Origin of the sequence: Snodgrassella alvi (assembly GCF_002777745.1) — a bacterium.
Taxonomy (GTDB): Bacteria; Pseudomonadota; Gammaproteobacteria; order Burkholderiales; family Neisseriaceae; genus Snodgrassella; species Snodgrassella alvi_D.
In genome coordinates this window covers 14,543-35,465 of the sequence record NZ_MEIO01000066.1, presented here as the reverse complement: position 1 = coordinate 35,465, position 20,923 = coordinate 14,543, and the positions used below count along the sequence as shown (strand labels likewise).

Annotated in this window: 22 protein-coding genes and 2 tRNA genes; 9 read left to right on the top strand and 15 right to left on the bottom strand. The window is 40.2% G+C overall.

The genetic code is table 11. The features are described from left to right. Positions 1–9: 9 nt before the first annotated feature. From BHC51_RS11990 to prmB, 4 genes are all read left to right on the top strand, one after another. A complete protein-coding gene (locus BHC51_RS11990; RefSeq protein ID WP_100154140.1) occupies positions 10–636 on the top strand; it encodes a Smr/MutS family protein in 627 nt (208 codons plus the stop codon). 203 nt (positions 637–839) lie between these two features. Next, positions 840–1,388 carry a DUF2062 domain-containing protein gene (locus BHC51_RS11985; protein ID WP_100154139.1) on the top strand — a complete coding sequence of 183 codons (549 nt, stop codon included), beginning with the start codon at positions 840–842 and terminating at the stop codon, positions 1,386–1,388. A 4-nt stretch (positions 1,389–1,392) separates the two neighbouring features. Further along, a complete protein-coding gene (locus BHC51_RS11980; RefSeq protein WP_100154138.1) occupies positions 1,393–1,899 on the top strand; it encodes a type IV secretion protein Rhs in 507 nt (168 codons plus the stop codon). An 84-nt stretch (positions 1,900–1,983) separates the two neighbouring features. Beyond that, complete coding sequence (prmB, locus tag BHC51_RS11975; RefSeq protein ID WP_100099975.1) at positions 1,984–2,889, top strand: 50S ribosomal protein L3 N(5)-glutamine methyltransferase; 906 nt, start codon at positions 1,984–1,986, stop codon at positions 2,887–2,889. A 49-nt stretch (positions 2,890–2,938) separates the two neighbouring features. Here the strand turns inward: prmB and BHC51_RS11970 are convergent, their stop codons facing one another. From BHC51_RS11970 to yaaA, 12 genes are all read right to left on the bottom strand, one after another. Further along, positions 2,939–3,403 (bottom strand): CYTH domain-containing protein, encoded by a 465-nt coding sequence (locus BHC51_RS11970; protein ID WP_100154137.1) that lies wholly within the window; start codon positions 3,401–3,403, stop codon positions 2,939–2,941. 77 nt (positions 3,404–3,480) lie between these two features. After that, the gene (locus BHC51_RS12960; protein WP_218966130.1) at positions 3,481–3,738 is read right to left on the bottom strand and encodes a hypothetical protein; all 258 of its coding nucleotides are present in this window, start codon (positions 3,736–3,738) and stop codon (positions 3,481–3,483) included. Positions 3,739–3,776: 38 nt separating this feature from the next. Further along, positions 3,777–4,109, bottom strand: a complete 333-nt coding sequence (locus BHC51_RS12955) for a serine hydrolase (protein ID WP_218966416.1) — start codon at positions 4,107–4,109, stop codon at positions 3,777–3,779. A gap of 2 nt (positions 4,110–4,111) precedes the next feature. Further along, positions 4,112–4,300: a DUF4342 domain-containing protein gene (locus BHC51_RS12950; protein WP_218966415.1), complete on the bottom strand. Its 189-nt coding sequence runs from the start codon at positions 4,298–4,300 to the stop codon at positions 4,112–4,114. Positions 4,301–4,691: 391 nt separating this feature from the next. After that, positions 4,692–7,265: an ATP-dependent chaperone ClpB gene (gene clpB / locus BHC51_RS11960; RefSeq protein WP_100154136.1), complete on the bottom strand. Its 2,574-nt coding sequence runs from the start codon at positions 7,263–7,265 to the stop codon at positions 4,692–4,694. Positions 7,266–7,895: 630 nt separating this feature from the next. Then, positions 7,896–8,240, bottom strand: a complete 345-nt coding sequence (locus tag BHC51_RS12875; protein WP_180296508.1) for a hypothetical protein — start codon at positions 8,238–8,240, stop codon at positions 7,896–7,898. Between the two features lie 68 nt (positions 8,241–8,308). Continuing rightward, entirely contained in the window at positions 8,309–8,605 is a 297-nt protein-coding gene (locus BHC51_RS12870) for a hypothetical protein (RefSeq protein WP_180296507.1), read from the bottom strand. 32 nt (positions 8,606–8,637) lie between these two features. Continuing rightward, positions 8,638–9,108 carry a hypothetical protein gene (locus BHC51_RS11945; RefSeq protein ID WP_100154135.1) on the bottom strand — a complete coding sequence of 157 codons (471 nt, stop codon included), beginning with the start codon at positions 9,106–9,108 and terminating at the stop codon, positions 8,638–8,640. 297 nt (positions 9,109–9,405) lie between these two features. Further along, positions 9,406–9,496 (bottom strand) — tRNA-Ser (locus BHC51_RS11940). After that, entirely contained in the window at positions 9,495–9,980 is a 486-nt protein-coding gene (locus tag BHC51_RS11935) for a hypothetical protein (protein WP_100154134.1), read from the bottom strand. The genes BHC51_RS11940 and BHC51_RS11935 overlap by 2 nt, the downstream gene beginning before the upstream one ends. Before the next feature lie 324 nt (positions 9,981–10,304). Continuing rightward, positions 10,305–10,395: transfer RNA gene (locus tag BHC51_RS11930), tRNA-Ser, on the bottom strand. A 108-nt stretch (positions 10,396–10,503) separates the two neighbouring features. Further along, positions 10,504–11,286 carry a peroxide stress protein YaaA gene (yaaA, locus tag BHC51_RS11925; RefSeq protein WP_100099981.1) on the bottom strand — a complete coding sequence of 261 codons (783 nt, stop codon included), beginning with the start codon at positions 11,284–11,286 and terminating at the stop codon, positions 10,504–10,506. Positions 11,287–11,508: 222 nt separating this feature from the next. Between yaaA and BHC51_RS11920 the strand changes: the two genes are divergently transcribed. The 3 genes from BHC51_RS11920 (at position 11,509) to BHC51_RS11910 (ending at position 15,193) form a co-directional block, all read left to right on the top strand. Then, a complete protein-coding gene (locus BHC51_RS11920) occupies positions 11,509–12,693 on the top strand; it encodes an O-succinylhomoserine sulfhydrylase (RefSeq protein ID WP_100154133.1) in 1,185 nt (394 codons plus the stop codon). A gap of 164 nt (positions 12,694–12,857) precedes the next feature. Continuing rightward, positions 12,858–13,187, top strand: coding sequence for a thioredoxin TrxA (gene trxA / locus BHC51_RS11915; RefSeq protein WP_100099983.1), 330 nt, complete (start codon positions 12,858–12,860; stop codon positions 13,185–13,187). Positions 13,188–13,927: 740 nt separating this feature from the next. Beyond that, positions 13,928–15,193 (top strand): MFS transporter, encoded by a 1,266-nt coding sequence (locus BHC51_RS11910; protein WP_100099984.1) that lies wholly within the window; start codon positions 13,928–13,930, stop codon positions 15,191–15,193. Positions 15,194–15,302: 109 nt separating this feature from the next. Here the strand turns inward: BHC51_RS11910 and BHC51_RS11905 are convergent, their stop codons facing one another. The 3 genes from BHC51_RS11905 to aroA form a co-directional block, all read right to left on the bottom strand. Further along, complete coding sequence (locus BHC51_RS11905; protein ID WP_100154132.1) at positions 15,303–16,691, bottom strand: phosphomannomutase/phosphoglucomutase; 1,389 nt, start codon at positions 16,689–16,691, stop codon at positions 15,303–15,305. Positions 16,692–16,785: 94 nt separating this feature from the next. Further along, a complete protein-coding gene (gene ruvB / locus BHC51_RS11900; protein WP_100099986.1) occupies positions 16,786–17,826 on the bottom strand; it encodes a Holliday junction branch migration DNA helicase RuvB in 1,041 nt (346 codons plus the stop codon). An 80-nt stretch (positions 17,827–17,906) separates the two neighbouring features. Beyond that, positions 17,907–19,220: a 3-phosphoshikimate 1-carboxyvinyltransferase gene (gene aroA / locus BHC51_RS11895; RefSeq protein WP_100154131.1), complete on the bottom strand. Its 1,314-nt coding sequence runs from the start codon at positions 19,218–19,220 to the stop codon at positions 17,907–17,909. A 192-nt stretch (positions 19,221–19,412) separates the two neighbouring features. Here aroA and BHC51_RS11890 point away from each other — a divergent pair, with 192 nt between their 5' ends. Together BHC51_RS11890 and cmk are read left to right on the top strand one after the other, a co-directional pair. Then, positions 19,413–20,024 carry a nitric oxide reductase gene (locus tag BHC51_RS11890; protein ID WP_143558135.1) on the top strand — a complete coding sequence of 204 codons (612 nt, stop codon included), beginning with the start codon at positions 19,413–19,415 and terminating at the stop codon, positions 20,022–20,024. Positions 20,025–20,240: 216 nt separating this feature from the next. Continuing rightward, positions 20,241–20,915, top strand: coding sequence for a (d)CMP kinase (gene cmk / locus BHC51_RS11885; protein WP_100154162.1), 675 nt, complete (start codon positions 20,241–20,243; stop codon positions 20,913–20,915). Positions 20,916–20,923: the final 8 nt, after the last annotated feature.

The following is a 20,923-nucleotide window of genomic DNA, read 5'->3' as shown; positions in this document are numbered from 1 at the left end:
GTTATACACATGGCTAAAAACTCATTTCAGGATCAATTACAGCAACTGGGTAAACAGGCCAAAGCTAGACGTCTGGCCGAAGAACAGCAGCAGGCAAAAGCAATACAAAAGCGCCAGAAAGATATTAGTTTTTCAGAAGCAATGGGTAAGGATGTCATTCCATTAAAGGCAAGAAATCAGTTTCAGCACCCGCGCGATAATACCCCGATTAAGCCTCGACAGCGGCAAGAAGATGTACTGGATAGTACCAGCTACTTTTATATTGGAGAAAATCAGCAAGATGCAGCGCCGACGGTATTCAGTAAAAATGGCCGAGGTAAGGCTGACATCCAGCGTTTGCAGACCAAACATTGGCCGATTGTGGCGTATGTTGATTTACATGGCTACCGTCAAGAAGAAGCACAGCAGGTATTGAATGAATTTATTGATTATATCCAGCAGTATGGTGTGGTTGGAGAGATTGTCCACGGCAGTGGACTAGGTTCCAGAGACTATCAGCCGGTATTAAAAACACTCGTACGACGCTGGCTGATGGCTCATCCAGAGGTTTTGGCCTATGCACAGCCAAATGAACGCAACGATGGTGCCGTATATGTACTGGTGAAAAAGAAACACCGGACAAAGGAGTGGGAATAATTTATTTTCAAATTAACAGTATTAAAATATTAAAGCTTAAGGCAAAATAAACAAAATATCAGGTTGAGTAAAACAGACGCCCATGTGCAAAAATTGATAAAGCACAAGCTGTAATAGCTAATTCTGACAATCAACCAAACAGGTTATTTTGAATCAGTATGAAATCTGTATTAGCTTTTCTTTAAACCAGTCAGAGCAATATTATGCATAGTCGTGTGGCCAAATGGTTGCAGCATATAAGGCAAAAAATGCCAACTCAGGCATCGTTATTTGCTTCACCATGGTTTAAACCCTTTGCGCGCTGGTTTGATCGTCCGTACTTCTGGCAGCTGAATCGTGAGCGTGCAGCTTCGGCTGTAGCAGTAGGGATGTTTTGCGGGCTGATGCCCGGACCAACGCAAATGCTTACAGCTTTAATTGTTGCCTATGTTGTGCGCACACATCTACCACTGGCACTGTTGACTACGTTGTACACCAACCCACTAACATATGTACCTTTATATTATTGTGCCTATCAGCTTGGTGCCGGATTAATGTACGGACAGTGGGGGCAGGAAATACCAGTTTTGCCTGATTTTACTATGGATCATCTGGGAGCAGAGTTGTGGCAGTGGCTGACTCGGTTTGGTAAACCTTTACTGTTGGGAGTACCGGTGCTGGGCATGATACTTGCTATACTGGGTTATATTCTGGTTTGGAGTGGCTGGCAATGGTTTGTATGTAGGCATACAAACACCAGCAGTCAGAAATAATATAATGCAACGTCCATTAACATATAGCGAACTATTTCTAGTAAAAAAAATTTTTGGTAATGCCGCAAACTGGTCGCAAGTACAAATTGTAAGTGGTGCTTGGTGGCTGGTGCATCCGCATGCAGCCATTACCTGTGGTAACCGTATTATTTTTCCACCAGCCTATTATATTGATGATTTTACGCAGGATAATTTGAGTCGGCAGGCGTGGCTTATCCACGAGTTAATGCATGTGTGGCAAAGCCAACATGGTTTTCCAATTATATTAGCTGGTGTCTGTCTGGCACTGAAAGCGGGCTATTATCAGGCACGTGCTTACCATTATCCACCTATTGGTACAATTAAGAGTCTTGGACAGTTGAATATGGAGCAGCAGGCACAGCTGGCACAGGATTATTTTCTAGCACTGGCCGGAGATAAGCGTCATCAGCCTTTTCTGGTACATTTCCGTCGTTTGTTTAAGCCGTTAATCTGCCATCCAGATGATCGTTATTTACTGCCTCATTACTAAATATTCGGCTGTACAGAGCAACTATCTTGGGTTATTCAGTTTAGCTGTTATAATCAGCGCTTGATTTTTTTGCCGGAGTTATTCATGTCTGTATTTGAGGCGGCAGTGCAGCAATTGCATACTGTACGTGATTTTTTACGCTTTACTGTGAGCCAATTTGAAGAAGCCGGATTGTTTTTTGGTCATGGTAATGATAGTGCTTATGATGAAGCTGCCTATCTGATTCTGCATACTTTGCACTTACCGCTAGACACATTAGAACCATTTTTCGATGCGCGCCTGCTGGAAACAGAGAAATCAGCCTTATTGCAACTGGTGCAGCGTCGTATCAGTGAACGGATACCGGTTGCCTATCTGACTAATCAGGCATGGCAAGGAGAATACGAATTTTATGTGGATGAACGAGTGATTGTGCCGCGTTCGTTCATTTATGAACTTTTGGGTGAACCCCTTCAGCCATGGATTGAATATGATGAGTTGGTACACACAGCGCTGGATTTATGTACAGGCAGTGGTGCACTGGCTATCCAGATGGCACTTTGTTATCCAGATGCAAAAATTGATGCAGTAGATATCAGCTTGGATGCACTGGAAGTGGCTGGAATCAATGTTGAGTCCTACGGTTTGCAGGAGCGGATTAATCTGATTCACACCGATTTGTTTACTGGTATCGATACAACCTATGATTTAATCGTCTCTAATCCTCCTTATGTAGATGCTGAATCTGTTGCACAATTACCGGATGAGTATCTGCATGAACCGGAACTGGCACTAGGCAGCGGCGTTGATGGGCTAGATGCTACCAGACAGATTATCCAGCAGGCTGCCAAATATCTGAATCCGCATGGTGTATTACTGGTTGAAATCGGTCATAACCGCGAGGTGCTAGAACAAGCCTTTCCCGAGCTACCATTTACTTGGATGCCTACCAGTGGCGGTGATGGTTTTGTTTTCCTGCTAACTCGGGAACAGTTATTGGGCGAAGAATAAATCGTTGCTTGTCTGGTCAGTTTGCATAACAGTGCTGAAATCCGGGTATTTACCATAAGGTAAACGGCAGACTGACCAAGTTGCTATTGTAATAGCGTGGATCATCCGATACTTCCTGTCCAATCCAGTCTGGTAAAACAATCTGCTGATTAGCGTCATTCAATTCAATTTCGGCCACAATCAGCCCCTGATTAGCACCTAAAAATTCATCAATTTCCCACACCAGACCATTTAATGGTATACGATAACGGTATTTCTCAATTATTGGCTGTTCGGCCATATGATTCAGCATATGCTGCGCGTCTTCAACGGGTATTGGGTATTCAAATTCGGTGCGCGTAATGCCCCGATTAGTACTTTTGATGGTTAGCCAAGCTTCTGTACCGCAAATACGAATACGTACTGTGCGCTCCTTGATGGTGGACAAATAGCCTTGGCAAAAATGTATCGCAGGCGCTAAGCCCCGCCAGCCATTGCCCTTTACCAGAAATTTGCGTTCAATCTCTTCTGCCATAATCTGTATTACCAGTAAATGTGTTGTGAGTAAAAAGCACCAGATACTGTCTTGCAGGTATCTGGTGCAGATATATATTAAACTGAATGATAGCAGTTATAAGCCAGTTTGTTGGCAATTGGATTAAACATCAGTGATGCTTCAAGTGGCTGCTTCAACATAGATGGTTCAGCTTTAGGCCAGATTAACCATATTTGCCTGCCATTTGGTAATACCCCGTTATTCATAATAAACAGGCCAAATTTAGCCCAGTCTTCTAGAGTGGCATTAAAACCATGCGCACCTACATCGTGTTTACCAACTGCATAACTGTGCCATACACCGTCACAGCTCATGCCATATGGCTGCCAGATTTTATCTTGCAGATATTTGGCTATATTTTCTCCAGTGGCTTTCCCAATGTATCACCCAGCAACCAAGCACCACCGGAAGAATATGACCATGCTTTACCCGGTTTGGCATAGACTTTGCATTTCGGACTTTTTACTAAACTGTTAACACATACATAAGTGTTCGAATGTGCCTCGCACTGAGTAAGTTGGGCGAAATCAGATTGTGGATTGGTGTAATCTTCATTCCAGTTCACACCTGAAGTATGCAGAAGCAGTTGACGCATCGTGATATATTCCCATGCAGTACCACGCAGCACATCAGGATTGTATTTCACCACCTTATCATCCAGTGATTTGATTCTACCTTCTTTCAATGCTATGCCCATAAGAGTCGAAACAACTGATTTGCTAACAGATCATGATGTCCATAGGGAGTAGGGTTATTGCTATTGGCATAGTAATCCCATACTACCTTGCCATCCTTAAGCACCTTCATTCTGGTGACATTATTGCGCTTCAAATAATCTTTTAACTGATATGACCGACCCTGTAACTGATAACTCACTTTAGAGAGATTCTGTGGGGCATGCGATAATGGCTATCCATCGGCTGCATAAAATACATCGCCATCATAAAAGCAGTAATCATTACGGAAACCAATAGCACGTTGTTAATGGCTCCATGTAAGCAGGTTTTTTACATCGGGTAGTTTAGTATTGATTGGAGTTGGGCAGTTGTTCAAATGTAATGTTTTATAGTTATTCAGTGCTAGACTGGCTTGAATATTAAAGGCTACAGTCAGGCATAAAGTTAATCAAACTCTTTGTTTTTTCATGTATATCGAGGACATAAATATATTTGATAATCGTAAGTTTAATCCTGTTAGCGCAGACTAACCTTCAAGACCTAGTTCAATTAAAAAGAAACCTGCATAATGCAGGTTTCTTTATTCTTTATCAGGCGAAAGTTAGGATACCATCCTGAGCCGTTAGCATAATAGTGCTATTTGGTGCATAATCACCAGCCAGTAACTCTTTAGCCAACGGGTTTTCAATTTCCGTCTGAATGGCACGTTTTAACGGGCGGGCGCCATACACTGGGTCAAAGCCAACTTTAGCCAGAACATCCAGAGCAGCATCATCAACCTGTAAATGCAAATCCATTTTTTCCAGACGTTGGCGTAAGCCAGCTAACTGGATATTGGCAATAGCACGTATATTTGATTGATTGAGACTATGGAAAACTACTACCTCGTCAATACGGTTAATAAGTTCTGGGCGGAAGTATTGTTTTACTTCTTCCATCACCACCGCCTTGATGGCTTCATAATCATCACTCACCATTTTCTGGATTTCCTGACTACCAATATTGGATGTCATCACAATAACCGTATTTTTGAAATCCACCGTCCGTCCCTGACCGTCAGTCAGACGACCATCATCCAGTACCTGTAACAAAATATTGAAAACGTCCGGATGAGCCTTTTCCACTTCATCCAGTAATACCACACTATATGGATTGCGTCGTACCTGTTCAGTCAGAAAACCACCTTCCTCATAACCAACATAGCCCGGAGGGGCACCAATCAGACGTGCTACGGAATGTTTTTCCATATATTCAGACATATCTACCCGAATAAGATGGGTTTCGCTATCAAACAGAAAGCTCGCCAAAGTTTTGCAAAGTTCTGTTTTGCCGACACCTGTAGGACCTAGAAACAGAAAGCTACCATAGGGTTTGTTTGGATCAGCCAGACCGGAGCGTGAACGACGAATGGCATCTGCCACCGCACGAACTGCTTCATCCTGTCCAACTACGCGTTCATGCAGCACTTCTTCGATTTTCAGCAGCTTTTCCCGTTCGCCAGCCATCATTTTTGATACTGGAATACCCGTCATACGCGAAACGATTTCAGCAATTTCTTCCGAACCCACTTTAGTACGTAACAGTTTATTAGGCTGATTATCCTGCTGTCCACTATCTGCTGCCTGCAACTGAGTTTCCAGTCGTGGCAGTTCTTCATACTGAAGTTTGGCCACTTCTTCCCATTTACCATTACGTTTGAGCGCATCCATTCTGATTTTAAGCTGGTCAATCTGCTCTTTAATAGTTACACTGCCCTGAGCTTTGGCGCGCTCCGCTTTCCAGATTTCATCCAGATTAGCAAATTCGCGTTTAACATTATCAAGCTCTTCATCCAGTAAAGCCAGACGCTTTTTACTGGCTTCATCATTTTCTTTAACTAATGAAGCGCGTTCAATTTCAAGTTGGATTTCACGACGTTTAAGCTTATCCATGCTTTCCGGCATAGACTGGCTTTCAACTTTAATCAGCGAGGCTGCCTCGTCAATTAAATCGATAGCCTTATCCGGCAGAAAGCGGTCGGTAATATAGCGATTAGATAATTCTGCTGCGGCCACAATTGCCGGGTCAGTAATTTCCACACCATGATAAATTTCATAGCGTTCCTGCAAGCCGCGCAAAATCGCAATAGTATCTTCTACAGTAGGTTCTTTTACCAATACCTTCTGGAAACGACGTTCCAGAGCCGGGTCTTTTTCTATGTATTGACGATATTCATCCAGTGTAGTGGCACCAATACAGTGCAGTTCACCACGTGCCAGTGCCGGTTTGAGCATATTACCTGCATCCATGGCACCATCTGCCTTTCCTGCGCCCACCAATGTATGAATCTCATCAATAAAAATGATGGTATTGCCTTCATCTTTAGCAAGATCATTTAGCACAGCTTTCAAGCGTTCTTCAAATTCACCACGAAATTTGGCACCAGCAATCAGGCTGGCCAGATCAAGCATCAGCAAACGTTTATTGCGCAGAGAATCGGGAACTTCATTATTAATTATCCGTTGCGCCAAGCCTTCTACAATGGCAGTTTTACCCACTCCGGGTTCGCCAATCAGAACCGGATTGTTTTTGGTACGCCGTTCCAATACCAGAATAGTGCGCCGGATTTCATCATCACGTCCAATTACTGGATCCAGCTTGCCGGCACGAGCTTTTTCAGTCAGGTCTGTTGTGTATTTTTTCAGTGCTTCACGTTGGTCTTCTGCGTTTGGATTGTCCACACTTGCTCCTCCACGAACGGCATTAATAGCTATATTCAACTTATCTTCAGTTGCACCTGCCTGTTTCAGAATGCGGCTACACTGGCCGTTTTCCTGAACAGCAGCCAGCAAAAATAATTCGCTGGCAATATATGCATCATTGCGTTTAATAGCAGCCTTGTCCATGAGATTTAAAATATGCTGTAGCTCTGTACTAGGCAGAAGCTCTCCGCCCTGACCAGACACTTTGGGCAAGCCATCAATCGTTGCTTCAATCTGCTGTTTAACTTGAGCAACATTAATACCAGCCTGTGCTAAGAGGGCAGAACTACCACTATCAGTATCATCAAGTAAGGCTTTCAATACGAAAACTGCCTCAAGATAGCCAGCATCCCGTCCCAGAGCAAGACTTTGTGCATCCTGTAATGCTTGCTGAAATTTTGCTGTAAGCTTATCGAATCGCATCTAATTTCCTTTATTTAAATTTTCATTAGCAGATATATTGGTATTAGGAAATTAATGTCAAGGGCTAATATTGCTAAAAATTCATTCCGTATATAAGATATTGTTTTAATATAAAATATTTGAATTTAGGCAGTTGTATATTATTTCTTCAAGCAGTATATAAATATTTAGAATCACTTTATATAATTTATTTAATTATTCATAAACAGAATGCAAAAGGTAGCATAATAGTTGTTCAAAGTATAAAAATAATTTCCTTACTCTGCTAAATTACCAATTCAATTCTGCTGGAAAACAATGCAAAAATTCCTCACAGTAAAAGACACAGAATCAATCACGGTAATTTTATTAACTCTTCAAATTTGGCTGATTTTGCGTCATATCGTGTTTTTACAGAAAAGTAATAAAATTATAGATATAAATGGCAGGCAGTATCGAATTAATAGTGAAATATCAGCTAAGAATGGTTGGCAGAATTTCACAAATTTTGTGAGTATATCTGTGGATAACTATAAAAAAACAAGGTGAATCAAACCAATCTTATAGTGATTAAAATTTGGGCAATTTTTCCACTTAATTTCAGATAAAAGCTTGCCGTAAAAAATTCTTTAAAAAAATCATTCTTTATTTTTAGAACAAAATTTCTAAAAACGGATTTTTGTCTATGCTGGCTGCTGCGGATTTACGCTTCAAGAATTCAACCAAGTCGCCTTGGCGTTGAAGTAGCATGACGAACTCATGTAATGAACACAGAAACATCGTTTTCTTATTAAGGATATTTCGACATTCAGTCATTACTGCGTCAGTATATCCGTTAGTAGCGATAAAAATACCGTGTGCATCGGTACGAGAAAAAAGGCGGTATAGATGTGGTGTAAACTCAGCCATGCCTACAGGTGAATTTAGCCATTTCATTTCGACAAGATGTATTTGTCCATTCAATTCGATAACGCCATCAATCTGCTCAAGTACCACGGCTGTATCAGGATCTTGGCGGCGGAAGTCTTAGCGCATAAGTATTCCGTATGTCTGGAATAGGTCATTTAGCACAGGCTCCAGTAGAGCTTGCCACGTTGATGTGGCTTGTCATCTATTGTGAAAAGTGCTGATAGCCGGTTTTTAATGTCATCCAGCCTTATTCGCTTTTCAATGCTTGCGTTGCGTTCAGCAGACTGCTTTGCTAGCCGCTCATTTCGTTCAGTATCTCGCTCTTGCTTCATTCGAGTAAACGAGTCTTTTTTATGAACAACTTCGCGAATGCTGGCAACCAATCCTTTGGCTTTAAATTGGTCATTTTCCCAGCAAATTTCGAAATTTCCAAATTCTACCACTCGTTTCACATCCTAAAACTGATAGTTCCAAAACTGTATTGCTATGTTTTAATTTCTGTAATTGAAAAATAACGTTTAAATGCGAATGGACGTTGAACTACAAAAAGTGCTTTAAATGAAATCGGGAAAATTTTGGCAGGTTGTTTAAATAGGGTAAGTAACCATCCATTTGCAGTAATAAATTTAAAGAAAATAGTGTTATCTGCTTTTATTTGAATACTGGACACATCACCATAGGCATAACCATATAAATTACCGATAATGGCATAATCAATTACTTTATCACGATATGGGTCCAGCAAATATATATGTAGTAATTCTTCAAAGCAACCGCCCTCTAATGTTACAAATATGAGGATATATTTATCCTGATAACTAAACGCTGCTTCCAGAAAAGCACCAGACACAGAAATATTATGATGAATACCATTTATTTCAATATGGGAAAAGATATTGCCATTTTTATCGGGTGGTAATGGTTTTAATGTAACGTTTGAAATAGGCTTTATCATGATTTATTGCCTTCTTAAAGTATATAAATCGCTACATATGTAATATGTGATTATATTAAATGTATGTTGGATTCAAAAATAAATTATGGGCTGTTCTCATTCTTTGCATACTGTGCAGGTAAATGATATTTAGCAAATAATATATGTAGAAACAATCAATAATGGTTGAAATAACCATTTTTTCTAAAAATCATTAGCAATATATTACTTCCTCCTCGAGGGCAATAAATATATTAGATACTTTCACCAGAGCGTTTATATAGTTTATTTGTGGCGCTGATTTTGCTTGGAATGCCTTGGCAGAAGTGGTGAAGTTCGAACTCACGGTAGCCTGTCAGTTCACGACAGTTTTCAAGACTGTTGCATTAAACCGTTTTACCATACCTCTATCTTTGAAGATGCGTGGTTTTATTTGCAGTAATTGAGAAATAACGTTTAAATGAAAATGGACGTTGAACTACAAAAAGTGTTTTAAATGAAATCGGGAAAGTTTTGGCTGGTTGTTTGAATAGGGTAAGTAACCATCCATCTGCAGTAATAAATTTAAAAAAAATAGTGTTATCTGCTCTTATTTGAATACTGGACACATCGCCATAGGTAAAACTATATAAATTACCGATAATGGCATAATCAAGTACTTTATCACGATATAGGTCCAGCAAATATATATGTAGTAATTCTTCAAAGCAACCGCCCTCTAATGTTACAAATATGAGGATATATTTATCCTGATAACTAAACGCTGCTTCCAGAAAAGCATCAGACACAGAAATATTATGATGAATACCATCTATTTCGATATGGGAAAAGATATTGCCATTTTTATCGGGCGGTAATGGTTTTAATGTAACGTTTGAAATAGGCTTTATCATGATTTATTGCCTTCTTAAAGTATATAAATCACTACATATGTAATATGTGGTTATATTAAATGTATGTCAAATTCAAAGATAAATGATAATTATTATTCATAAATATTAAAACTTTTATTTGAATATATTTTACACGTAGGTATAGCGGAAAAGCCTGATCGGTTTAAATTTTATAATTTTTTAAGGACATGTACTAAGATATAACTTAATTTTGAAATACCTAAAATACCACACAGACTTAAATAAAAAATCACCTGAATAATGGTTATTCAGGTGATTTTTTAGATTTTAAACACTAAAATAAGTGTCTAAATAATAATGTCTTGGCGGAAGCGGTGAGATTCGAACTCACGGTGGGCTATCAACCCACGACGGTTTTCAAGACCGTTGCATTAAACCGCTCTGCCACGCTTCCGTCTTTGAAGATGCGCATAATAGACTAGAAATGCGCATTTGCCAAGTGTTTTATTCAGGCAAAATGGGAGTTTCTGGCTAAATCATTAATTTTATTTTTAATTAATTTTTAATGATGAGTATTTTCATCACGCAGGAATATCCACTGTTTATCGCTGGAGGAAGCTTTATCGTAATAGTAGCCTTCATAATCGAAATCTTTTAGCTCTTCTGGTTCTGTTAATTGCTTTTCAGCTGCATAGCGCATGAACAAACCACGTGCACGCTTAGCATAAAAGCTAATAATTTTATATTCACCATTTTTCTGATCCTTGAAAACAGGAGTAATTATTGAAGCAGATAGCTTTGAGGGCTTTATCACTTTGAAATATTCCTGTGAGGCCAGATTGATTAATACCTGATCTTGTACTGCCTGCATATTTTGCTCAATGGTATTGGTAATAATATCTCCCCAGAATGCATATAAATCTTTGCCGCGAGGGTTAGCAAGTTTGATACCCATCTCCAGACGGTAAGGTTGAATCAAATCCAGCGGTTTGAGTACACCATATAAACCGGAAAGTATGGCCAGATGTTGTTGCATATAGTTGAGTTCCGGTTCTGATAAATGGCTTGCATCCAATCCTTCATAAACATCTCCATTAAAGAGGTAGACAGCCTGCTTGGCATTATCTGGGGTGAATGGTGGCAGCCAGTGATGATAGCGTTCAGCATTTTGCAGAGCGAGCTTGTCGGAAATACTCATCAAGGTGGCAATTTCATGCGGAGCCAGTTGTTGTAATAGTGGCATTAGCTGCTGTGCTTGTTGCAGTAATTGTGGCTGTGTGTAGTGTTTGGTCGTTATTCCTACTGTTTCATTGAGTTTTTTAGCAGGTGATATCACAAAATACATTTTTTTTCCTTGATGTCTAATTATGGCTCTTCTGTGTATATAGTTTAGGACTGATTAAGGCCGTGGCAAAACAATATGCTATGAATTGCCAGTTATCTGTATATGTAAAAAGGGGATATTAAAGAATACTATATTCTTGATTTTAGATAAGTTGGTTATTTGCATATTCATAAAAAAAGCGGCACAATTCTTTACTCATATTTATAGATAAATTAATCAATCATGTCTACTTTAAAATTGCATCCGGAAACCATCGCTATCCGGGGTGCTAAGGAACAAACTACTTACAATGAACATAATTCTGCACTGTTTTTAACCAGTAGCTTTATGTTTGAAAGTGCTGAAGCCGGTGCTTCTCTATTTGCAGGTTCAACTCAGGGATATACTTATACACGCACAAACAATCCTACCGTAGCGGCTTTTCAGGCACGAGTGGCACAGCTAGAGCAAGGAGAGGCCGGCTTGGCTACTTCCACAGGTATGGCCGCCATCAACGCTGTTTTTCTGGCTTTATTAAAAGCCGGTGATCATCTAGTAGCCAGTAAAAGCCTGTTTGGGACTACTATTGGTTTACTGAATAATATATTACCGCGATTCGGAATTGAGGTAACGCTGGTTAGCCAGACTGATGTGGCTGAATGGCAGGCCGCCATTCGACCCAATACCAGAATGCTGTTTGTGGAAACGCCATCCAATCCGTTGAATGAATTGGCTGACATTGCCCAGTTGGCAGAAGTTGCACATGAACATCAGGCTTTGCTGGTAGTGGATAACAGCTTTTTATCACCAGCACTACAGCAGCCATTATCTCTGGGTGCCGATTTATCGGTACAATCTGCAACCAAGGCAATTGATGGCCATGGGCGGGTGATGGGAGGTGTTATCTGTGGCAGTGCAGCCTTAATTAATGAAATTTTTCTACATGTACGCACCACAGGAGAGGTATTATCTCCATTTAATGCTTGGGTATTGCTGAGTGGTCTAGAAACCTTATATATTCGCATGGAAAAGCAGTGTGCCAATGCACTGGAAGTGGCGCAGTTTCTTTCTACCCAGCCACAGGTTATTACAGTGCACTATACTGGAATAGCTAATCACCCACAGAAGGAGTTGGTACACAAGCAGCAGCAGGGTGGAGGTATTGTAGTAGCCTTTGAGGTTAAAGGGGGACAACAAGCTGCATGGCAGGTAATCGATACCTTAACACTCTTTAGTAAAACGGGTAATCTTGGCGATGTAAAATCAACCGTTACACATCCCTGGACAACCACGCATGGGCGAATGGCACCAGAAGCTAAGCTTGATGCTGGCATTCAGCCAGGGCTAATTCGTTTATCAATTGGGCTAGAACATGCTGCTGATTTAAAAGCAGATTTATCCAGTGCATTAAGTCAGCTAAACGTTTAATATAGTGTAATGAGTATTTTTCTGGATCATTTATCCAGCCGGTTACAATTAATTTTTATGAGTCTGAGCATTGTATTGTAGATCATGTTACGGCTTTTTTATTGCATTGATGGCTATTTGGCTATATTTTATATATACAGACCCGATAATAAAAGGAAACCATAATGAGTAGTGATTTAATTGTTCATGTAGGCGACGGTAACTTCGAGCAGGAAGTTTTACAGGCAGATATACCAGTGTTGCTGGATTTCTGGGCACCTTGGTGTGGTCCTTGTAAAATGATTGCGCCCATTCTGGATGATTTGGCCTCGGTTTATCAGGGTAAACTGAAAATTGTTAAGCTTAATGTAGATGAAAATCAGGAAACTCCAGCTAAATTTAATGTTCGTGGCATTCCGACGCTCATGATTTTTAAAGATGGTACTAGTATCGCTACGAAAGTTGGAGCTTTGAATAAAGGACAGCTGGAAGCGTTTATTAATGCTTCAATATAATTATTAGTTTTCGATTTTGTTTATGTCCTCAGGCTGACAGCTATAAATGCAAGTTTAATAAAAAAGCTTACGGTTTATTCTGTCTTTTATGGGGGCATAATTTATATTTTGCTAGCGGTATTTGTTCTATTATTTGAATATTCTTTCTGGTATGTATAGATAGATATCTTATATCAATGTTAAATAATTGATCTGTACCAGATTACCTGTATTTTTCCATTCTTTTAAACAAATTTTGTTGTCTAAGTTGAAATAATCTGAAAATTTTTATCTGCTGCTTTTGTAAGCATTCATATATATATATCCAGATTTCAGCATAGCTACTATCAAGTTACAATCACAACTATTCGCGCTTTTCTGATTGAATGTTCAAGAATAAATCCGAAGTTGAAATGGAATCGGTATTGTTCATAATAAATTAGAACTCAGCGGTTCCTGCAGATTTATTATAATTTATTTACAATTGTAAATATTTATAATATTATATTAAATATGATGTTCACTGAAGATTTTTTGTTAAATTATTTCAATAATTTTATTGTTTTAGTATTTTAAAGGCATTATATATTTTAAATTATACTAAAATTGAATTAATATTTAATTTTGTTGTTTAAAATAATGTAATTTGTGTGTATTGTATTTAATTTTGAGTCAGGCTTAACTTTATTGTGTACGTATCACGGGTTTTGTTAGAATGATTTTGTGAAATCTCATTCGGAATTAAACGAAAGCGAGTCGCTATGAATCATAAATCCAAGATGTCTGTATCCTCTCCCAGTGGCGATCAATCCAGCATGTTAAATAAAAAGTTTGTAATTGCTTGGCTTATTTGCGCCATTTTCTATTTTGTCCAATATGCATTGCGTTCTGCGCCAAGTATTATGCAGACTGAAATTATAGATACTTTAGATATTACTAAAGTTGAAATGGCTGGAATTATTGGTCTGTATTTCTATTCTTATGCTTTCTTTGCTCTGGTTTCTGGTGTTCTGCTGGATCGTATCGGACCTCGTTTCACAGCATCATTAGGTATTATTCTGGTGGTCATTGGCTGTATCCTGTTTTGCTCTGGTACTGTAATTACAGCTCAGTCTGGCCGTTTCTTGCAGGGAGCTGGTTCTGGATTGGCCTTTACCAGTGCCGTGTTTCTGGCTACACGTGGTTTCCCAAAAAAATGGCTGGCTACTGCGGTTGGCATGACACAATGTTTCGGTATGCTCGGTGGTTTCATGGGACAGGCTGTTGTATCACCGATTATTAAAAATCAGGTGATGACCTGGCAAATGTTCTGGATGGTTGCTGCCGGTGTTCTGGGCGTGGTGTTTTTTGCTTCTGTAATCATTACGCCCCGTACGCGCGAAGGTAAAATCGACTGGACCGGTTTGAGCCATCCTTACATTGTGGTACTGAAAAATCCCCAATCCTATATCTGCGCTTTCATTGGCGCGATGATGTTTATGCCTACTAATGTGGGTAATATTGCCTGGGGTAATCAGTTTTTACAGGAAGGCTTAGGTGTTACTGAAGATGCTGCTTTGCGTCTGGCTATGGTTCCACTGGGTTGGGTGATTGGCTGTCCCATTCTGGGCTATTTATCAGATGTGATTGGCCGTCGTAAACCTGTTGTTATGGGTAGTATTATTGCTATGGGTATTACCGGTGGTATTATTGTCTATCTGCCTAATACCATGCCACCTTATATAATGGGTTTACTATTAGGTATTGCTTCTGGCGCGGCAATGATTCCTTACACCATGATTAAAGAAGTTAATTCTGATGAGGTTAAAGGTACGGCTACAGGTGTGATTAACTTTTTCGTTTTTGTGATCAGTGCGATAATGACAAATTTGTTCAGTATGCTGATTGCTCACTTAACCAGCGCAGAAGGTGGCCAGTTAAGTCTGAAGGTTTTCCAGACTGCTGATCTTATTTTTGTTGGCGGTTTGATTCTGGCTTTTATCATGACAATATTTGTACGCGAAACCGGCAGTAAAGCTAAAGCTTAAATTGTATGAACTGGTTTTAATGCTGAGTTCGAAATTAATTAAACGGCTGCTTAGAAGTAGCCGTTTTTTATTTTGGAGCAAATCAGACAGAGTTATTTAATCAGTATGTTTACTCCCAGTTTAAATCAGGGTTTTGAGAAATCACTGTTTTGAATTGAGCAATGATATTATCTAAAGCCTGTTGATTGTCTGCTTCAAAGCGTAATACCAGTACCGGAGTGGTATTGGACGCGCGCATTAGCCCGAATCCGTCTTTAAATTCTACTCTTAAACCATCAATGGTAATGCGTTCAACTTCATTATTAAACTGAGCAGTTTGTGCCAGATTAGCGATAATTTCGTGTCCTGACTGCCCTGTTGGAACAGCAATATTTAATTCAGGTGTGGATATGCCTTCAGGCAAATCATTTAACACAGCAGTAGGATCAACACTTTTAGACAAAATCTCCAGCAAACGTGCACCGGCATATATACCATCATCAAAGCCTAGCCAGCGTTCTTTAAAAAATACGTGACCACTCATTTCACCAGCCAGCAATGCGCCATGTTCTTTGATTGCGGCTTTAATAAAGCTATGACCAGTTTTACTCATGATGGCTTCGCCGCCATGCTGTTCAATCCATGGTTTTAGTAATCGGGTGGATTTTACATCATAGATAACTTTTGCTTTTGGATTGCGTACCAGTACATCGGCTGCAAACAGCATTAACTGACGGTCGGGATAGATAATCTGACCATCTCTGGTTACTACACCAAGGCGATCACCATCGCCATCGAAAGCCATACCAATTTCTGCATCACTGTTACGTAATGTTTTGATCAAATCCTGTAGATTGGCCGGTTTTGCCGGATCTGGATGATGATTGGGAAAGTTGCCATCTACTTCACAAAATAATTCTGTTACTTCACAGCCCAGGGCACGATATAAATCCCCAGCATAAGCACCGGCTACTCCGTTTCCAGCATCAATCACTATCTTCATCGGCCGTTGGAGCTGAACATGATTAGCTATATAGTTGATGTATTCAGATGCAATGGGTAAGGGAGCCACGTTGCCGCTATGCTCAGCAGAGGCGGCCAACTGCCTGGATTCAATAATTTTGCGTAATGCCTGAATATCGTCACCTGCCAGTGTGGTGCCAGCCAGCATCATTTTGAAGCCATTGTAATCAGGGGGATTATGGCTGCCGGTAATCATGATACCGCTACCCTGACAATGCTCGATAGCGGCAAAATATAACATTGGTGTTGCAACCATGCCAACGTCAATTACATTAATTCCGCAGGCTGTAATTCCCTGAATCAAGCTGGCAGCCAGTATTGGGCCAGAAAGACGGCCATCACGACCAATAGCAATCTGGTTAACTCCTTTACTAATGGCTACGGTGGCAATGGCACGGCCAATCAGTTCCGCTGTATCTTTGTTTAGAGAAACATCAACAATACCGCGTATATCATATGCTTTGAATATGCTGGCATCTATCTGTGTTGATATCATGAGTATTTTCCTTTTTTATTTATATAACCAATTAATCTGTAGAATATTTTAATATTGAAATGATGAAGAAGTAGTCTTATTTGTAGCGGATTGATTAAGCTTTATTGCTGGGCGCAGGTAAACCAAAATGGCTGTAACTCAGTTCTGTAGCCATTCGTCCTCGTGGTGTACGCTGCAAAAAACCCTGCTGAATTAAATAAGGTTCAATAACATCTTCTATAGTATCGGTTGATTCACCAATCGCCGCTGCAATATTATCCAGACCAACAGGTCCGCCGGAAAATTTATATAAAATTGCTTCCAGATATTTGCAGTCCATGACATCTAGCCCAGATTGGTCGATATCAAGCATTTTTAATGCTGCATCTGCTATTTCGGCATTTATCTGGCCTTGGTGTTTTACTTCGGCATAATCGCGCACGCGCCGTAGTAGGCGATTAGCAATGCGTGGTGTACCCCGGCTGCGTCTGGCAACTTCAGCAGCACCAGTGTTATCAATTTGTAGATGCAGGAGTTGAGCAGAGCGGGCTACAATGGTGGTTAAGTCGGCATTGTTGTAGAACTCCAGACGCGAAACTATGCCAAAGCGGTCTCGTAAAGGATTGGTTAGCATCCCTGCACGTGTGGTAGCACCTACCAGAGTAAAAGGTGGCAGATCAATTTTAACCGAGCGTGCTGCCGGACCTTCGCCAATCATAATATCTAGTTGGTAATCCTCCAGCGCTGGGTATAGTATTTCTTCTACTACTGGGTTGAGGCGATGAATTTCATCTATGAAAAGTACATCATGGGGCTCGAGATTAGTAAGGAGTGCTGCCAGATCTCCAGCTCGTTCCAGTACAGGCCCAGATGTCTGGCGCAGATTTACACCAAGCTCATGAGCAATAATATGAGCCAGTGTCGTTTTACCCAGACCGGGCGGTCCGAATAATAGTGTATGATCCAGAGCTTCACGCCGTATTTTTGCTGCCTCAATAAAGATAGAAAGCTGTTCCTTGGCCTTATGCTGGCCAATATAATCTGTTAGCGCCCGAGGACGCAAAGCACGTTCCAGTTGTTCTTCTTGAGTGGAAGCGGTTTGAGGGCTGATGACGCGTTGTGGCTGTGCACCAGAGAGTTGGTCTGTTTGTAACATGGCTAAATAAAAAAATAAATTATATCAATAATGGCTTTAGGCCAGAGTAAATAGAAAACAGACTGAGTAAAATTCTGATTTTAAACAGGTGTGCATATGCTGGCAAAAACCTTGAAATATTCAGGAAAGGTTTTATTGACGCATTGTGGATCATCTATATAGACAGAGGTACCAAGCAGGCTGACAAGTGAGAAGCACATGGCCATTCTATGATCATCATAAGTATTGATATGAATGTCGGCCTGCAATTTGGCTGGAGGGGTAATGCTGATACTGTCTTCTGTGGCAATAACCTGAGCACCGAGTTTGCGTAATTCGGCAGTCATGGCACTGATGCGATCAGTTTCTTTAACGCGCCAGCTGGCAATATTACGAATACGGCAAGTACTTTTGCAGGCCAGAGCCACAATAGCTAGAGTCATGGCCGCATCTGGAATATTATTGGCATCAATATCAAAGGGCAGTATGTCCTGAGTTGAAGAGCGTGATATTTCAATAAACTGTTCCCCCCAAAATACTTGTGCACCAATTTTTTCCAGTTCGTACACAAAGGCAATATCACCCTGAATGCTATTTGCGTCAATGCCATTAACACGAACACGTTTACCGGATATTAATCCTGCGGCAAGGAAGTATGAAGCACTGGACGCATCACCTTCTACATGAATTTGTGCTGGAGCATGGTAATGTTGTCCGGCTGCAAGCTGAAATGTTTGAAAATCTTTGTGATTAATCTGGATACCAAATTGTTCCAGTAGTTTTAAAGTAATAGCAATGTAAGGTTTGGATATTAATTCGCCGATTACATTAATAGTGCAATGTTTTCCGGTTAATGGTAGAGCCATCAGTAAGGAAGTTAAAAACTGGCTGGATACGTTACCTTTAACGTTAATATGATAATCTGGTTTTTGTCGCGCATGATGAATTTGTAAAGGTGGGAAACCGTTCTGTTCTTTATACTCAATTGTTGCACCAGCTATTTGCAGTGCATCAACAAGATCACCAATGGGGCGCTCATGCATACGTGCCACGCCGTGTAAATAATATTTACCTCCCAAGATCGCCAGTACGGCTGCCAGAGGTCTGAATGCAGTGCCGGCATTACCAAGAAATAAATCTGCTTGTTGCTGTGGAAATTTACCTTTACATCCGTATACCTTGATATGTAAACCAGAATTTTTACTATCAGCTGGCAATTGTTCAATTTTTATACCAAGCGTTTTTAACGCCTCCAGCATGTATCGAGTATCATCTGAATCAAGTAAATTATGGACTTCACAAATGTTTTCTGCCAGAGCAGCCAGAAGTAGGATGCGATTACTGATGCTTTTGGAACCAGGCAGATTTATGCTGGTTGGATGGCAGGTGCAGGCTTTTAAATGCAGAGTGTTCATGCTGATATTTGGTAATTTTGGAGAGTCTGGCTGGAAGTTTAGCAGCTAATTGAGTTACAGGATATGGATATATACATGGATTTGGGCAAGAATAAAGTGGAAAATGTGTCAGTAAAGCTGATATATAAATCAGGTAATTGTTGGTAATGCTAGGTATAATATTAAGTATATTAATATTTTAATGTAATGAGTATGAAAATGAAACTTGACTGGCACTGGTCTAAACTCAGTACAGTATGGTTATTAATGATATTGTTTATACCTTTGGTACAGAATTTGCATATTAATCCGGATTGGGTATCATTTATAGAACAAGGGCAAACTGTTTTTTTACTATTTTGTTTTTTGTTTACTCTGCTATCAACTTCGTGCACTGGATTAAACGGGAAAGAAAGAGCCTTTTGGCTATGGGCATCATTATGGTGGTTAGTATTGCTGGGCCGTGATCAAAACTGGGGCAGGCAGGTTTTTTCTGGTTATTCGCATGCTGTGTATCATGGTATTGCAGCAGTGCTGATTCTTGGGTTGATATTAATGTTGCTGTGGTCACGTTTGCGTGCCGGAATTAAATATTACTATCATCAATCTTTTCCTGTGTGGAATTTCCTGCTGGCTGCTGCGGGCTTTTTATTAGCCGATGCAGTAGAGCGTGGTCGCTGGATTTCTCATTTTATTCTGTACAATCCTGCATATGATGATATGCTGGAAGAGTTATATGAATGTCCATTTATGTTTGCTTTGTTTACGGTATCAGTTATGTTGCAATGGCGGACAATTAACCAGATGAAGAAAACATTAAAATAGATTGGGTTAATATAATTTATAGTATCTAGTAAAAATGGGAATTTAGCCATCAGGTGTTAAATGAGACCTGATGGCTTGTTAATTTTTTACTGAAAAAATGTCTGTTGATAGTTAGGACTGTTGTTTTTTGAAAAAAATAGTGGATTCAAGCTGTTATTTTTGGGAGATGAAATTTAGTACAATGTGTAAGAAAACATTTATGAAAAAGGTATGGATATGGTGGCAACGCAATTCGAGCCGCGGTTGAAAGTAATTGCTATTGATGGTCCCAGTGCCTCTGGCAAAGGAACTGTGGCGGCACAGGTTGCAGCTATTTTAGCCAGAGATTATCTGGATTCCGGTGCACTTTATCGATTAACAGCATTGTATGCCTGTCAACAGAATATTGGTTGGAAAAATGAACATGAAATTGCTGCACTTGCGTATAGATTGCCAGTGGTTTTCAGGGCCGATTCCATTTTATTGAATAACGTAGATGTAACGACAGCAATTCGTACTGAAAATATTGGTATGGGTGCATCGGCTATTGCTGCTTTACCAGCAGTGCGTGCTGCATTATTACAACGTCAGCGGGATTTCTTAACTTCCAGAGGATTGGTGGCTGACGGACGAGATATGGCTTCTGTAGTTTTTCCGCAGGCAGAGCTTAAGATCTTCCTTACTGCCAGTGCACAAATACGGGCACAACGGCGCGCCTTACAGTTAGGAATGGCGCCGGATGGGTCTGATTATCAAAAGATACTTGCTGATATTGAAAAACGGGACCAGGCCGATCGCTCCCGTATTGTTGCCCCTCTCAAACCGGCTAATGATGCAAAGATTCTCGATACTTCTTCACTTAGTATTCAAGAAAGTGTAGAAAAAGTACTTGATTGGTATCGAAAAATCTAAAAATGGGT